Origin of the sequence: Streptomyces parvulus (genome assembly GCF_014648855.1) — a bacterium.
GTDB classification, from domain to species: domain Bacteria; phylum Actinomycetota; class Actinomycetes; order Streptomycetales; family Streptomycetaceae; genus Streptomyces; species Streptomyces parvulus.
This window is the reverse complement of sequence record NZ_BMRX01000002.1, coordinates 339,751-354,097: the sequence shown is the minus strand read 5'-3', so window position 1 is coordinate 354,097 and position 14,347 is coordinate 339,751. Positions and strand designations below refer to the sequence as shown.

Here is a 14,347-nt window from a genome sequence, read left to right as displayed (position 1 = left end):
CGGACCGGGGTGTCGCTCAAACGATTCAGGGGTGCGCACATCCGTGCACGCCTCTTGTGCAATTCCTCTGGAAGCCTCAATCTTTCGGCTGACGCACCAAAAGCCGCCCCAAATTGACATGACCATGACCTAATGGTCCCCGGGGGCGGTCTGCTCGGCGTGCACGAACCCCACCACGCACCACCGACCGAGGAGGACCCCTCACATGGCAGTGCTGCGTCACAACCCCCCTCGCACCACCCGGCGAAGACTGTCCGCCGTCGGCGCCGTGGCCACCGCGGCCCTGGCCGCGAGCCTCGTCTCCGCGCTCCCCGCCACCGCGGCGGAGGGCCACGTCCAGTACGCGGACGCGGCGAACGCGGTCGCCGGCAGCTACATCGTGACCCTGAAGGCGGACGAGGCGACGTCCGGCTCCGCGGAGGGCCGCGCGCTGGCGAAGAAGTACGGCGCCGACATCGAGCGCACCTACACCAAGGCCCTCAACGGCTACGCGGTCGAGGCCTCCGAGACCGAGGCGAAACGGTTCGCCGCCGACCCGGCCGTCGCCTCCGTCGTCCAGGACCGCACCTTCCACGTCACCGGCACCCAGCCCAACCCGCCCTCCTGGGGCCTGGACCGCGTCGACCAGCGCAACCTCCCGCTGAACAGCTCGTACACCTACCCGGACAGCGCCGGACAGGGCGTGACGGCGTACGTCGTCGACACCGGCGTCCGCATCACGCACAGTGACTTCGGCGGCCGCGCGTCCTACGGCTACGACGCCATCGACAACGACAACACCGCCCAGGACGGCCACGGCCACGGCACCCACGTCGCCGGGACCGTCGCGGGCAGCGCCTACGGCGTGGCGAAGAAGGCGAAGATCGTCGGCGTCCGCGTGCTCGACAACTCGGGCTCGGGCACCACCGCCCAGGTCGTCGCCGGAATCGACTGGGTCGCCCGCAACGCGGTCAAGCCCGCCGTCGCCAACATGTCCCTCGGCGGCGGCGCCGACAGCGCCCTCGACACCGCCGTGCGCAACGCCATCGCCTCCGGCGTCACCTTCGTCGTCGCGGCGGGCAACGAGTCCACCAACGCCTCCACCAAGTCCCCGGCCCGGGTGACCGAGGCGATCACGGTCGGCGCGACCACGTCGGGCGACGCCCGCGCGAGCTACTCCAACTACGGTTCCGTGGTGGACCTGTTCGCGCCGGGCTCCTCGATCACCTCCGCCTGGAACAGCGGCGACTCGGCCACCAACACCATCTCCGGCACGTCCATGGCCAGCCCGCACGTCGCCGGCGCCGCCGCGCTCCACCTGGCCGCCAACCCCACGGCCACCCCGGCGCAGGTCGCCACCGCCCTGACGTCCGCCGCCACCACCGGCGTCGTCACGAACCCGGGCAGCGGCTCGCCCAACCGGCTCCTGTACACCGGCGACGGCGGCACCACGCCCCCGCCGACCGGCGACCTCTACGAGAACACCGGCGACTACACCATCCGGGACAACGCCACCGTCGAGTCCCCGGTGACCGTCTCCGGCGAGGCCGGCAACGCGCCCTCGGCGATGCCCGTCCAGGTCCGCATCGTCCACAGCTACATCGGCGACCTCCAGGTCCAGCTGATCGCCCCGGACGGCACCGCGTACACGCTGAAGTCGTACGGCACCGGCGGCAGCGCGGACGACATCGACACCACGTACACCGTGAACGCCTCCTCCGAGAGCGCCAACGGCACGTGGAAGCTCCGGGTCAGCGACAACGCGTCGCTGGACACCGGCCGCATCGACGCCTGGGGCCTGCGCCTGTGACACGGCCCCGGTGACACGGGATCACCGAGGCGGATCCCCCTCGTCCTCGCGGTAGGGCTCCGGGTCGTCGACCCAGCCCGCCGCGAGGACGAGCCGCGAGTGCCGGTGCACGGCGAGAAACCCGAAAGGCCGGTCGAAGACGGCCCGGACGGTGGTGCTGAGCCAGCGCAACTCGGGGACACCGGCCGCGACCATGCCCACCGCCGTCACCGCGGCGGCCTCGAAGCCCGAAGCGTCGAACCGCGCCAGTGCGGACTGCCGCGCCGTGTCGACGCGCAGCGGATACGCGCTGATGCCCGGGAAGTGACCGGGCACGGGCAGAGCGGCCGCCCCCAGACCGAACACCCCGGCGTGCTCCAGGAGGTCGTGGTCCGAGGTGACGCCGTACGCGACCGTCGTCACGTCGAGCGTCGGCGGCCGGGGTGTCATGGTCCGCTCCCGCCCGACGACCAGCCCCGGCCCCACCTCGCCGGACGGCAGACGCGAACCCGGAGTCACCCGGCGGGCGTCCGCGAGGATGCCGACACCCGCCCCCAGCACCCCACCGGGCGCCATGCCCTCCTCGCCCAGCAGCAGGTGGACGTCGACGGCCGTGTCGCCGAGCACCTTCAGCTCGGTCACGTGGCCGCCGGGCGTGTCCGCGACGCCGATCCGGTCCAGCAGCACGCTCTGCCGCTCCAGTCCCCGCAGCTCACGCCCCTGCCAGGGCCCGGACTCCGGGGCGAGGTACGTCTCGTCGAAGGGCCTCAGCCACCGGGTGCGCAGGGCCAGCGCGCTCGCGAGCACCAGCTCCGTCTCCGGGGTCACCGCCACCGGCATCCGCTCGATCAGGCCGCCGGTGCGCCGCGCCGCCCACCCGTCCAGCGCCGGACCGTCGGTCCCCGCGTCGCCGGTGAGGACACCATGGGCGCCGGCGGGCAGCCCGGCGGTCCACTCCCCGCGCGGTTCCAGCGCGCGTCCGGTCCACAGGCCGAGGGCCGTCTCCAGGCCGCGCACGGCGCCGAGTCCGGCGAGCAGTTCACGGGCCGCCGCGGCCGCCCGGTCCGCGGACACCCCCAACGCCTCCGCCAGCTCCGACCGCGCCGCGCCCGCCGCACCGTCCGCGAGGAGGGCGAGCAGGGGCCAGACACCGGGCGCGGAGAGCACGGTGCCGCCCTTCGCGCCTGCGGCCCAGCGGGCGGTGAGGCCGTTCACCGCCCGGACGGTCGTGTTCGCGACCCGCATACCGCCCCCGCCCCGCCGCGCGCTTACCATGCGCTCAGTGATCGGCCGGGCACCGCGAGGTCCGGCCGCTGTCCCGCGGCGCCTTCGCGTCACCGTCCGAAACAGGAGCACGGTACACGTGTCCATACCGCCGCCGCCCGGGCCCCAGGGGCCCCAAGGACCCTATGGCCAGGGGCCGTACCCGGCGCCCCCGCAGCAGCCGTACCAGGGTGCCTGGGGGTACCCGCCGGCCGGGCAGCCCTACGGGCCCCACGGGGCGTACCCGGCGCGGCCGTCCGTCAACGGGCTCGCCATCGCCGCGTTCGTGCTCGGTGTGCTGTGCTTCGTGCCCGCCGTCGGACTCGTCCTCGGCCTGGTCGCGCTGGGCCAGATCAAGCGGCGGGGCGAGCGCGGCAAGGGGTTCGCCGTGGCCGGTTCCGTGCTGTCCTGCGTGGGGCTGGCGCTGTGGGCGCTGTCGCTCACCACGGGCGCCGCGAACGACTTCTGGGACGGCTTCCGGGACGCCGCGCGGGGCGAGGGCACGGCGTACGGCCTGGAGACGGGCCAGTGCTTCACCACCCCCAGCGGCTCCCTCCAGGGGGTCACGTACGACGTCGACGAGGTGCCCTGCGAGGAGGCGCACGACGGCGAGGTCTTCGCCTCCTTCGAGCTGCCGGGCGGGTCCTTCCCCGGCGACGCGGAGATCACGCGGGCCGCGGACGAACGCTGCTACGCGCTCCAGGACACCTACGCCATGGACCGGTGGGCCCTGCCGGGCGACGTCGACGTGTACTACCTGACCCCGACCTCCGACAGCTGGCGGACCGGCGACCGGGAGATCACCTGCCTGTTCGGGAACACCGACGAGGGCGCCACGCTCACCGGTTCGCTCCGCAACGACGGCGCGGGGCTCGACCGGGACCAGCACACGTACCTGGTGGCCGAGGGCCACCTCAACCGGGCGATGGACGAGGTGCCCGAGGCCGAGGCCGTCGAGGACGACCTGGCCGGCTACCGGATCTGGGCGGGCCAGGTCGCGGAGGGGCTCCGGAGCGAGGTCACGATGCTCGGCCGGCACGACTGGTCCGGTGAGGCCGACCGTCCGGTCGCCGAGCTGGTCGAGGACCTGGAGGCGGCCCGCGAGGAGTGGGCCCTGGCCGCGAAGGCCGCCGACGCCGACGCCTACTACGAGCACTACGGCAAGGGGTACGACCTCGTCGTCGCCGACACCACGGTCACCGCCCGCAAGGCCCTGGGGCTCGCCACCACGTCGCCGGAGTACGGAAGCGGCGGCGACGGCGGCGACACCGGCGGGGAGGACCCCGGCCTGGAGGTGTGATCGCTTCTATAACGGGGAGAAAGTGCCTGCGTAAAGCCCTCGGGCGGTACAAGTCATCACATCGAGTGATTCTCTGGCCTTTGCTTGCCTGGCCCAACCTACGGTTGCCACGCTGTTGCTGTCTGTACAACCTGATGGGAGCGGCCAGTGACATTCGGTGAGCAGCCGGCGTATCTGCGTGTTGCGGGTGATCTCCGTAAGAAGATCGCCGACGGCCTGCTGCCGCCCCATACCCGCCTTCCCTCACAGGCGCGGATCCGAGAGGAGTACGGCGTCTCCGACACCGTCGCCCTGGAGGCCCGCAAGGTGCTGATGGCCGAGGGTCTGGTCGAGGGCCGCTCCGGCTCCGGCACCTATGTGCGCGAGCGCCCCGTGCCCCGCCGGGTCGCCCGCTCCGGGTACCGGCCGGCCGGCGGCGCCACCCCCTTCCGCCAGGAGCAGGCCGACGGCGACGCGCACGGCACCTGGGAGTCGCGCAGCGAGCAGGCCGAGGCGAGCGTGGCGGTCGCCGAGCGCCTCGCCATCAAGCCGGGCGACCGCGTGATGTGCACGCGGTACGTGTTCCGGGAGGCCGGCGAGGCCATGATGCTCTCCACCTCGTGGGAGCCGCTGGACCTCACCGGCCGCACCCCGGTGATGCTGCCCGAGGAGGGGCCGCTCGGCGGCATGGGCGTCGTCGAGCGGATGGCCGCCATCGACGTCGTCGTCGACAACGTCACGGAGGAGGTCGGCGCCCGCCCCGGCCTGGCCGAGGAGCTGCTCGCCCTCGGCGGTGTCCCCGGCCACGTGGTCCTGGTCGTCCAGCGCACGTTCTACGCGTCCGGCCGCGCGGTGGAGACCGCCGAGGTCGTCGTCCCCGCCGACCGGTACCGGGTCGCCTATCACTTGCCGGTGAGGTAGCGAGCGCGCCCGCCGCCAACCCCCGGCGCCGCCGGGGGTGTTGAGGCGTCCTCAGGGGTGTGAGATGGCGCACGCCTCCCGTGCGCCTCCCGCGCCCCTTTCTCCGTGCCGACGGTCCCTCCCGCCGTCCGGGCGTGCCCCGGGCCTCACGTCTGAATCCGGTCATTCCGGTCGTTCCCGCAGGTGGCCTCCGTCGGCCCCCGCATGCCTGCGACCGGAAGCATCAGGGTGCGGCGAGGGCGCGTCCCGCATCGTGCGCCCCCTGCGTTCTGGCTGGTTGCGTACCTCTTTGTGCAAAGCCGTATTCGCTCCGTGAAGGTTGGGCGTAGGCTCGGGCATATGCGGATCGGGGTTTCCTTGGCGGGCGGGGCGCGGCTCGGGCCGCGGGCGGGAAGTGGAGGGGCGCGATGAACGACGGCACGGTCACTCTTCCCTGGCTGGTCTTCCGGCAGGACGACAACGGCAATCGCTACCGCGTGGGCAGGTACGCGACCCGGGCCGAGGCCCAGGAGATCGCCGACACCCTCGACGGCCGCGGCCACAAGCAGCTCTACTGGGTCGAGCGGCTCGGCGCCAACGGAAAGGGCGCGACGGACTGACCGGGCCCCGGCCGCCCGGGCCCGCGAGCCCGCCCGGCGGCCCGTAGGCTCCGGACCATGACGGAACGGATCGTGGTGGGCGCCGCCCTGGTCGACGGCGGACGCCTGCTCGCCGCGCGCCGCAGCGCACCGGCGGACCTCGCCGGTCGCTGGGAGCTGCCCGGCGGAAAGGTCGAACCGGGCGAGGCGCCCGAGGCCGCCCTCGTACGCGAACTGCGCGAGGAACTGGGCGTCGCGGCCGAGGCCGGTGAGCGCGTCCCGGGACAATGGCCCCTGAGACCACCCTTCGCCCTGCATGTATGGACCGCGCGGCTGCTCCCCGGTTCCCCCGCCCCCGCACCGCTCGAGGACCACGACGCCCTGCGCTGGCTGACCCCCGCCCGGATCTGGGACGTGCCCTGGCTCGACCAGGACGTACCGGCGCTCCGGCAGGCGCTCGCGCACCTCGGAATGGACACGGCGGACGCACGGGGTGCGTGAACGGGCGGTGGTGAGCGCCCCCGCGCGCCGCCGGTGCCACAGTGCGCCCTCCTGGGCGGTACCGAGCCCTGAATCCCGGGTATGTGCCCATTAACCCCATGAAAGCGGACATGGGTGGGGGATCGCCGGCCGGGAAGTGAGCGGCGTGATCGACAGCGAGGGCGGCCGTGCCGAGTGGGTCTTTCCCGCGGTGCCGGACGCCGTGCGGACCGCTCGCGCCCAGGTCCGCGGCGCGTTGCGGGCGTGGGGGCTCGACGGTGTCAGCGACCTCACCGCCCTGCTGGTCAGCGAACTCGTGACCAACGCCCTGCGGCACGCCACCGGCCCCATCGGCGTCCGCCTGCTGCGCCGCCCCGCCGCGCCGCCCGGGATCCTGCTGGTGGAGGTCTCCGACCCGCTGCCCGACCCGCCCCGCGCACGCGTCGCCCGTCCCGAGGACGAGGACGGCCGCGGACTCCAGTTGGTGGCGTCCTCCGTACACCGCTGGGGCACCCGGGCCGGGGAGGCGGGCAAGACGGTCTGGTTCGAACTCGTGCTCCCGGGATGACGGAGCGGCGGTAGTTGCCGGACTGCGTGATTCGATGCCGTGTCCGCTGGTTAGAAGACTGGAAGTATTGGCACGGTCCGGACCGAAAACCATCGGGACCGTGCTGTGATCGTGAACACCGTGTTGTGCGGCGCCGTAGTGCTGGATACTGCGGGCAGCCGCCTTTGGTGACCGGTGCCGGACGCGGTGAGCTGGAGGGGACGGTTCGCGTGAGCGAGATACCAGCGAGGCCCACGGAGTCGGAGGGCCCGTCGGCAGACGCGCCACTCGGTGACGCGGTGTGGCAGAGCAGCCCGCCCGGCTCCATCTACGACTACATCAAGGTCGCCTCCTTCTCGATCGGCCCCGACGGACTCGTCGACCAGTGGAGCCTGCGCGCGGAGCAACTGCTCGGCATCCCCGCCGAGCACGCCGTCGGCACCGACCCCATCGACGCCTTCATCGACCCGGACCTGCGCGAGCGCGGCCAGCGCAAGATGGCCGAGATCCTCGACGGCCGGGAGTGGACCGGCGTGGTCCCCTTCCGCGCGCCGGACGACGGCACCGGCCACCGGACCGGCCGCGGGACGCGCGGCCTCGCCGAGGTGTACGTCATGCCGACACGCACCGAGGACGGGGAGAAGGCCGCCGTCTGCATCGTCGTGGACGTGCGCGTCCTGCGCAGCATCGAGACCGATCTCGCCGCCTCGCAGGCCATTTTCGGCCAGTCTCCGTTCGGCTTCCTGCTGATCGACCCCGACCTCCGGGTGCGCCGCGCCAACCAGCGGTTCGCCTCCACCTTCGGCGGCACGCCGGACGACCACCGCGGCAAGGGCGTCCACGACTACCTGCCCCGGGCCGAGGCCGACCGGGTCTCCGCGACCCTGCGCCGGGTCCTGGAGAGCGGCGAGTCGATCACGGACATGCACGTCACGGGGTTCGTGCCGGGGACGGAGGAACGCCGCCACTGGTCGGTCAACCTCTACCGCGTGCACAGCGGTTCCGGCCGCCCCATCGGCGTCGCCTGGCTCGGGACGGACATCACCGCCCGCCGCGCCGCCGCCCGCGAGGCCGCCGCCGCCCGGCGCAACCTCGCCCTGCTCAACGAGGCCGGTGCCCGCATCGGCAACTCCCTCGACCTGGAGACCACCGCCCGCGAACTCCTCGACGTCGTCGTCCCCGGCTTCTGCGACCTGGCCACCGTCGACCTCTACCAGGGCCTCCTGGTGGGCGACGAGACCCCGCCCGGCCTCGCCGACGGCAGCGCGGAGCTGCGCCGCGTCGCCTACTCCAGCGCCGTCTCCGACGCGCCCCTGCACGGCGCCGGCGAGCGCGTCCAGCTCGGCGCCGTCCACCACTACCCCTTCAACTCGCCGTGCGCGGACGCCCTGCGCACCGCCCGCCCGCGCACCGTCCCCGCCGAGGACGGCAGCCTCGTCCAGTCCACCCTCGCCGTGCCGATGGTCGCCCACGACACGGTCGTCGGCCTCGCCCAGTTCGCCCGCACCAAGGGCAGCGAGCCCTTCGGCGACCGGGACCGCGACCTCGCCGTGGAACTGGCCGCGCGCGCCGCCGTCTGCATCGACAACGCCCGCCTCTACCGGCGTGAGCACGAGCGGGCGCTGATACTGCAGCGCTCACTCCTGCCGCCCGGTGACCCCGAGGCCTCCGGGCTCGACATCGCCTGCCGCTACCTGCCCGGCGAAGCGGCGACCGGCCGGGCCAGCGAGGTCGGCGGCGACTGGTTCGACGTCATCGAACTCCCCGGCCACCGCACCGCGCTGGTCGTCGGCGACGTCATGGGCCGCGGCCTGCGCGCGGCCGTCGCGATGGGCGAACTGCGCACCGCCGTCCGCACCCTGGCCCAGCTCGACCTCGAACCGGCGGAGGTCCTCTCCCAGCTGGACGAGATCGCCCGCGGACTCGGTGCCCCGGGAGGCGTCCAGCAGGCCACCCGGGCCGCCCGCCGCCCCCGCGAGGCCGACCTCTCCGAGGTGTACCTGGCGACCTGCGTGTACGCCGTCTACGACTCGGTGACCCGGCGCTGCACCTTCGCCAACGCCGGCCATCTGCCGCCCGTCCTGGTCGAGCCCGGCGAGTCCGCGCTGATGCTGGACGTGCCGCCCGGCCTGCCGCTCGGCGTCGGCGGGGAGCCCTTCGAGGAGGTCGAGGTCGAACTGCCCGAGGGCGCCCTCCTCGCCCTCTACACCGACGGCCTGGTGGAGAGCCGCGACCACCCCCTCGACGAGGGGCTCCAGGCCTTCGTGGGCGCGCTCACCGACCCCACCCGGCCCCTGGAGGACGTCTGCGACCAGGTCCTCAACACCCTCGACAGCCACCACGGCGAGGACGACATCGCCCTGCTGATGGCCCGCGTCCAGGGCCTGCCCACGGAGTCCGTCGGCGACTGGACCCTGCCCCGCGAGCCCCGAAGCGTGGGCCGGGCCCGGGAGTACGCCCGCCGCCAGCTGCTCGACTGGGACATGGAACCGCTGGTCGACACGACGGAGCTGCTGGTCAGCGAACTCGTCACCAACGCGCTTCGCTACGGCGAGGGCGAGATCAGGCTCCGCCTCCTGCTCGACCGCACCCTGGTCTGCGAGGTCTGGGACTCCGGCCTGGTCCAGCCCCGCAGGCGCCGCGCCCGGGACACCGACGAGGGCGGCCGCGGCCTGCAACTGGTCGGGCTGCTCAGCGCGGCCTGGGGCTCACGCCGGACGCCGCGCGGCAAGACGGTCTGGTTCGAACTGCCGCTGCCCGGCGGTGACACCCCGCTCACGGACCCGGCGGAGGCGCTGCTGAGCCTGTTCTGACCCGGGCGTCCCCCCGACCGCAACCGGAACACCGGTTCGAGTCGTCCCCGGAGGCGACACGTCGGGAGCGATCGCGCTCCGCAGGGAGGGGACCCCGGTGGAACAGAGTGAACCGAAGGCGGCGGGCGGCAAGAGACGGAAGAGGTGGCTCCGGCGCCTCGCCCTCGCCGTCCCCCTGGTGCTGCTCGTCCCCCTCCTCACCGCGCTGACCGCCCTGCGCGTCAACTACACCGGCGACCCCGCCGACGGCACGTACACGAGGAACCGCGACGCGATCTGGCTCGGCCACGCCTGGGTGGACGGCCGCAAGGACGACGCCGACCTCGCCGCCTTCGCGCTCCGCGTCAGGACGACCGGCATCCGCGACCTGTACGTCCACACCGGCCCGATGGAGCACGACGGCACCCTGCCGAAGTCGCTGTATCCCAAAGCCCGCTGGCTGATCGACACCGTCCACCGCGACCTGCCCGGCGTCCGCGTCCAGGCCTTCCTCGGCGACGTCCTCGCCACCGAGGGCCCGGACGGCATGCGCCTGGCCGACGCCGGCACCCGCGCCGCCGTCGTAGGCTCGGCCCGCCAGGTCCTCGACGCCGGCTACGACGGCGTCCACCTCGACCTGGAGCCGCTGCACTCGGGCGACCGGGACTACCTCTCCCTCCTGGACGACGTCCGCGAGGTCACCCGGGCCCGCGACGCGCAACTCTCGGTCGCCGCCCACCAGATCGACCCGCTCCCCGCCCTGCACTCCGTCTTCGGCCTCTTCACCGAGCACCCCAAGTGGTGGTCCCAGGAGTACTTCGGGCAGGTCGCCCGCCGCGTCGACCAGATCGCCGTGATGTCGTACGACACCGCGCAGCCCCTGGAGGGCACCTACGGCGGCTACGTGGCCCAGCAGACCTCCCTCGCGCTGGAGGTCACGCCGCCCACCACCCATCTGCTGATGGGCCTGCCCTTCTACCACGAGAGCAACTTCGACCACTGGGGCCATGCCGAGACCGTGGCCGCCGCCGTGCGCGGCGTCCGCCTCGGGCTCTCCCGCACCGACGCCGACCGGCGCCTCTTCGGCGTCGCCCCGTACATCGACTTCGCCGCGACGGACACGAACTGGGAGGAGTACCGCGACGGCTGGGTCCGCTAGGAACGGCGCCGGATTTTGGACCCCAGCCACACCAGCGGGTCGTACTTGCGGTCCACGGCCCGCTCCTTGAGCGGGATCAGCGCGTTGTCCGTGATCCTGATGCCCTCCGGGCAGACCTCCGTACAGCACTTGGTGATGTTGCAGTAGCCGAGGCCGTGCTCGTCCTGGGCCGTGCGCCCGCGGTCCAGGCCGGTGTCCTCGGCCGCGTCCAGCGGGTGCATGTCCAGCTCGGCCACGCGCATCAGGAAACGGGGGCCCGCGAAGGCCGGCTTGTTCTCCTCGTGGTCGCGCACGACGTGGCAGGTGTCCTGGCACAGGAAGCACTCGATGCACTTGCGGAACTCCTGGGAGCGGTCCACGTCCTCCTGCGTCATCCGGTACTCGCCCGGCCCGAGCCCGGCGGGCGGTACGAAGGCGGGGACCTCGCGCGCCTTGGCGTAGTTGAAGCCGACGTCCGTCACCAGGTCGCGGACGACGGGGAAGGCGCGCAGCGGTGTGACGGTGACGGTCTCCTCGCGGGTGAAGACGGACATCCGCGTCATGCACAGCAGCCGGGGCCGCCCGTTGACCTCGGCCGAGCACGAACCGCACTTGCCCGCCTTGCAGTTCCAGCGCACGGCGAGATCCGGGGCCTGGGTGGCCTGGAGGCGGTGGATGATGTCGAGGACCACCTCGCCGTCGTTCACCTCGACCGCGAAGTCCTCCAGGCCGCCGCCCTCGACGTCGCCGCGCCACACCTTGAAGCGGGCCTCGTAGGCGCTCATCCGGACAGCTCCTCGTCGGCGAGGTACTTCACCAGCTCCTCCTTCTCGAAGAGGGCGAGCAGGTCGGGCCGGATCGGCTCGGTGGCCTGCCGTTCCAGGGCGATCTGGCCGCGCTCCGGGTCCGTCGCGGCCAGGCCGCCCGTCGGGTCGGCCAGCGTGCACAGCAGGTTGGCCGCGCGCCACCGGCGGTCCATCGCCGGATGGTCCTCGCGGGTGTGCCCGCCCCGGGACTCGGTGCGCTCCAGCGCGGCCCGGGCCACGCACTCGCTGACCAGCAGCATGTTCCTGAGGTCCAGGGCGAGGTGCCAGCCCGGGTTGAACTGCCGGTGCCCCTCCACGCCGGCCCGGCGGGCCCGTACCCGCAGCTCGGCCAGCTTCTCCAGGGCCTGCTTCATCTCCGGCTCCCGCCGGATGATGCCCACCAGGTCGTTCATCGTCTGCTGGAGCTCCTGGTGGAGGGTGTACGGGTTCTCCGGCGGGCCCTCGTCGGGTGCCTGGGTCTCGGCGGAGAACGGCCTGAGCGCCTCCGCGGCGGCCGCGTCGACCTGGGCGTCGTCCACCCGGGGACGGGCGCCGGACGCGCCCCCCGCCGCGTGCTCGGCGGCGTGCCGGCCCGCCCGGCGTCCGAAGACCAGCAGGTCGGAGAGGGAGTTGCCGCCCAGCCGGTTGGAGCCGTGCATGCCGCCGGCCACCTCGCCGGCCGCGTACAGCCCCGGCACCCCGCGCGCGGCGGCCGTGTCGGAGTCGACGGCGATGCCGCCCATCACGTAGTGGCAGGTGGGCCCCACCTCCATCGCCTCGGCCGTGATGTCCACGTCGGCCAGCTCCTTGAACTGGTGGTACATGGAGGGCAGCCGGCGCCTGATCACGTCGGCGGGCATCCGGGTCGACACGTCCAGGAAGACGCCGCCGTGCGGGGAGCCCCGGCCCTCCTTCACCTCGGCGTTGATCGCGCGCGCGACCTCGTCGCGGGGGAGCAGTTCGGGCGGGCGGCGGTTGTGGTCCGGGTCGTCGTACCAGCGGTCGCCCTCCGCCTCCGACTCGGCGTACTTCTCCTTGAAGACGTCCGGGACGTAGTCGAACATGAACCGCTTGCCGTCCGAGTTCCTGAGCACCCCGCCGTCGCCGCGCACCGACTCGGTGACGAGGATGCCCTTCACCGACGGCGGCCAGACCATGCCGGTCGGGTGGAACTGCACGAACTCCATGTTCAGCAGGGGCGCCCCGGCCAGCAGCGCCAGGGAGTGGCCGTCGCCGGTGTACTCCCAGGAGTTCGACGTCACCTTGAAGGACTTGCCGATGCCGCCGGTGGCGATCACCACCGAGGGCGCCTCCAGCACCAGGAAGCGGCCGGTCTCGCGCTCGTAGCCGAAGACGCCGCTCACCCGGGGGCCGTCCTTGAGGACGCGGGTGACCGTGCACTCCTGGAAGACCCTGAGCCGGGACTCGTGGTCGCCGGTCTCGCGGAAGTCCTCCTGCTGGAGCGAGACGACCTTCTGCTGAAGGGTGCGGATCAGCTCCAGGCCGGTGCGGTCGCCGACGTGGGCGAGGCGGGGGTACTCGTGCCCGCCGAAGTTCCGCTGGGATATCCGGCCGTCCTCGGTACGGTCGAACAGCGCGCCCCAGGTCTCCAGCTCCCAGACCCGCTGCGGCGCCTCCTGGGCGTGCAGCTCGGCCATCCGCCACTGGTTGAGGAACTTGCCGCCGCGCATGGTGTCGCGGAAGTGGACCTGCCAGTTGTCCCCGGAGTTGACGTTGCCCATGGCGGCCGCGATGCCGCCCTCGGCCATCACGGTGTGCGCCTTGCCGAACAGCGACTTGCAGATGACGGCCGTACGGACGCCCCGCTCGCGGGCCTCGACGGCCGCGCGCAGCCCGGCGCCGCCCGCGCCCACCACGACGACGTCCCATTGCTGCCGGTCCACCACGGGCATCAGAAGAACCTCGGATCGTCGAAGGCACCGGACGCGACGAGATACACGTAGAGGTCGGCGACCCCGACGCTCACCAGCGACGCCCACGCGAGCTGCATGTGCCGGGCGTTGAGCCTCCCGACCAGCCGCCACATCCGGTAGCGCAGGGGATGCCGGGAGAAGTGCTTGAGCTTGCCGCCGACGATGTGCCGGCAGGAGTGGCAGGAGAGGGTGTACGCCCAGATCAGCACGATGTTGGCGAGGAACACCAGGGTGCCGAGGCCCATGTGGCCCCACGCGTAGTGCTCGTCGCGGAAGGCGAGCACGGTGTCGTAGCTGAGGATCAGGGCGACCAGCAGCGCCGCGTAGAAGAAGTACCGGTGGAGGTTCTGGAGCACGAGCGGGAAGCGGGTCTCGCCGCTGTACTTCTTGTGCGGCTCGGCCACGGCACAGGCCGGCGGCGAGGCCCAGAAGCCCCGGTAGTAGGCCTTGCGGTAGTAGTAGCAGGTCAGGCGGAAGCCGAGCGGGAAGACCAGGATGACGATCGCGGGGGAGATGCCCCACCACCCGCCGAGCAGCTCCCAGTTGGGCCCGCCGCGCATCGGCTCGCAGTTCTCCGCCAGGCAGGGGGAGTAGAAGGGCGAGACGTAGGGGGCCGCGTAGTAGTCCGCGTTGGCGAAGGCCCGCCAGGTCGAGTAGACGACGAAGACCAGCAGGCCGGCGGCGGTCGCGGCCGGTGCCAGCCACCAGCGGTCGGTGCGCAGGTGCGGGGCGCGGATGGCGGCGCGGGTCGGGGTGTGGACGCCGCCGCCCCGGGGCCGGGGGTCGGTGGCTGGGGGTTCGGTGCCGGTGGCCACGGGGCGACTCCGGTCGGTCGGGTCGG

General features: G+C 73.0%; 12 protein-coding genes. 8 read left to right on the top strand and 4 right to left on the bottom strand.

From position 1 onward, the window contains the following. The first annotated feature begins 205 nt into the window (after window positions 1-205). Entirely contained in the window at window positions 206-1,789 is a 1,584-nt protein-coding gene (locus IE108_RS04535; protein WP_064729644.1) for a S8 family peptidase, read from the top strand. A gap of 21 nt (window positions 1,790-1,810) precedes the next feature. Here IE108_RS04535 and IE108_RS04530 read toward each other — a convergent pair whose 3' ends face one another. Beyond that, window positions 1,811-3,013 (bottom strand): serpin family protein, encoded by a 1,203-nt coding sequence (locus tag IE108_RS04530; RefSeq protein WP_064729645.1) that lies wholly within the window; start codon window positions 3,011-3,013, stop codon window positions 1,811-1,813. 118 nt (window positions 3,014-3,131) lie between these two features. On the opposite strand from IE108_RS04530, the gene IE108_RS04525 reads away from it, so the two are divergent. The 7 genes from IE108_RS04525 (at window position 3,132) to IE108_RS04495 (ending at window position 10,787) form a co-directional block, all read left to right on the top strand. Beyond that, window positions 3,132-4,331 (top strand): DUF4190 domain-containing protein, encoded by a 1,200-nt coding sequence (locus IE108_RS04525; protein WP_064729646.1) that lies wholly within the window; start codon window positions 3,132-3,134, stop codon window positions 4,329-4,331. 147 nt (window positions 4,332-4,478) lie between these two features. Next, complete coding sequence (locus IE108_RS04520; RefSeq protein WP_064729647.1) at window positions 4,479-5,231, top strand: GntR family transcriptional regulator; 753 nt, start codon at window positions 4,479-4,481, stop codon at window positions 5,229-5,231. A gap of 407 nt (window positions 5,232-5,638) precedes the next feature. Then, complete coding sequence (locus tag IE108_RS04515) at window positions 5,639-5,830, top strand: hypothetical protein (protein WP_064729648.1); 192 nt, start codon at window positions 5,639-5,641, stop codon at window positions 5,828-5,830. Window positions 5,831-5,887: 57 nt separating this feature from the next. After that, window positions 5,888-6,310, top strand: coding sequence for a (deoxy)nucleoside triphosphate pyrophosphohydrolase (locus IE108_RS04510; protein WP_064729649.1), 423 nt, complete (start codon window positions 5,888-5,890; stop codon window positions 6,308-6,310). Between the two features lie 136 nt (window positions 6,311-6,446). Beyond that, a complete protein-coding gene (locus tag IE108_RS04505; protein WP_064729650.1) occupies window positions 6,447-6,857 on the top strand; it encodes an ATP-binding protein in 411 nt (136 codons plus the stop codon). Window positions 6,858-7,066: 209 nt separating this feature from the next. Continuing rightward, on the top strand, window positions 7,067-9,649 hold the full coding sequence (locus tag IE108_RS04500) for a SpoIIE family protein phosphatase (RefSeq protein ID WP_064729651.1): 2,583 nt from the start codon (window positions 7,067-7,069) through the stop codon (window positions 9,647-9,649). A 97-nt stretch (window positions 9,650-9,746) separates the two neighbouring features. Then, entirely contained in the window at window positions 9,747-10,787 is a 1,041-nt protein-coding gene (locus IE108_RS04495; RefSeq protein ID WP_229851597.1) for a glycoside hydrolase family 18 protein, read from the top strand. Here the strand turns inward: IE108_RS04495 and IE108_RS04490 are convergent. The 3 genes from IE108_RS04490 to sdhC are packed head-to-tail and all read right to left on the bottom strand — an operon-like array spanning window position 10,784 to window position 14,321. Next, window positions 10,784-11,551: a succinate dehydrogenase/fumarate reductase iron-sulfur subunit gene (locus IE108_RS04490; protein ID WP_064729653.1), complete on the bottom strand. Its 768-nt coding sequence runs from the start codon at window positions 11,549-11,551 to the stop codon at window positions 10,784-10,786. The genes IE108_RS04495 and IE108_RS04490 overlap by 4 nt on opposite strands. Next, window positions 11,548-13,485, bottom strand: a complete 1,938-nt coding sequence (locus IE108_RS04485) for a fumarate reductase/succinate dehydrogenase flavoprotein subunit (RefSeq protein ID WP_064729654.1) — start codon at window positions 13,483-13,485, stop codon at window positions 11,548-11,550. Before IE108_RS04485 ends, IE108_RS04490 begins: the two co-directional genes overlap by 4 nt. Beyond that, window positions 13,485-14,321 carry a succinate dehydrogenase subunit SdhC gene (gene sdhC, locus IE108_RS04480; protein ID WP_064729655.1) on the bottom strand — a complete coding sequence of 279 codons (837 nt, stop codon included), beginning with the start codon at window positions 14,319-14,321 and terminating at the stop codon, window positions 13,485-13,487. Before sdhC ends, IE108_RS04485 begins: the two co-directional genes overlap by 1 nt. Between the last annotated feature and the right edge of the window lie 26 nt (window positions 14,322-14,347).

Excerpts from the sequence above, each read along its gene's own strand:
- IE108_RS04535 (WP_064729644.1), top strand. The coding sequence starts at position 206 with ATGGCAGTGCTGCGTCACAACCCCCCTCGCACCACCCGGCGAAGACTG.
- IE108_RS04515 (WP_064729648.1), top strand. The coding sequence starts at position 5,639 with ATGAACGACGGCACGGTCACTCTTCCCTGGCTGGTCTTCCGGCAGGAC.
- IE108_RS04510 (WP_064729649.1), top strand. The coding sequence starts at position 5,888 with ATGACGGAACGGATCGTGGTGGGCGCCGCCCTGGTCGACGGCGGACGC.
- IE108_RS04490 (WP_064729653.1), bottom strand. The coding sequence starts at position 11,551 with ATGAGCGCCTACGAGGCCCGCTTCAAGGTGTGGCGCGGCGACGTCGAG.
- IE108_RS04530 (WP_064729645.1), bottom strand. The coding sequence starts at position 3,013 with ATGCGGGTCGCGAACACGACCGTCCGGGCGGTGAACGGCCTCACCGCC.
- IE108_RS04485 (WP_064729654.1), bottom strand. The coding sequence starts at position 13,485 with ATGCCCGTGGTGGACCGGCAGCAATGGGACGTCGTCGTGGTGGGCGCG.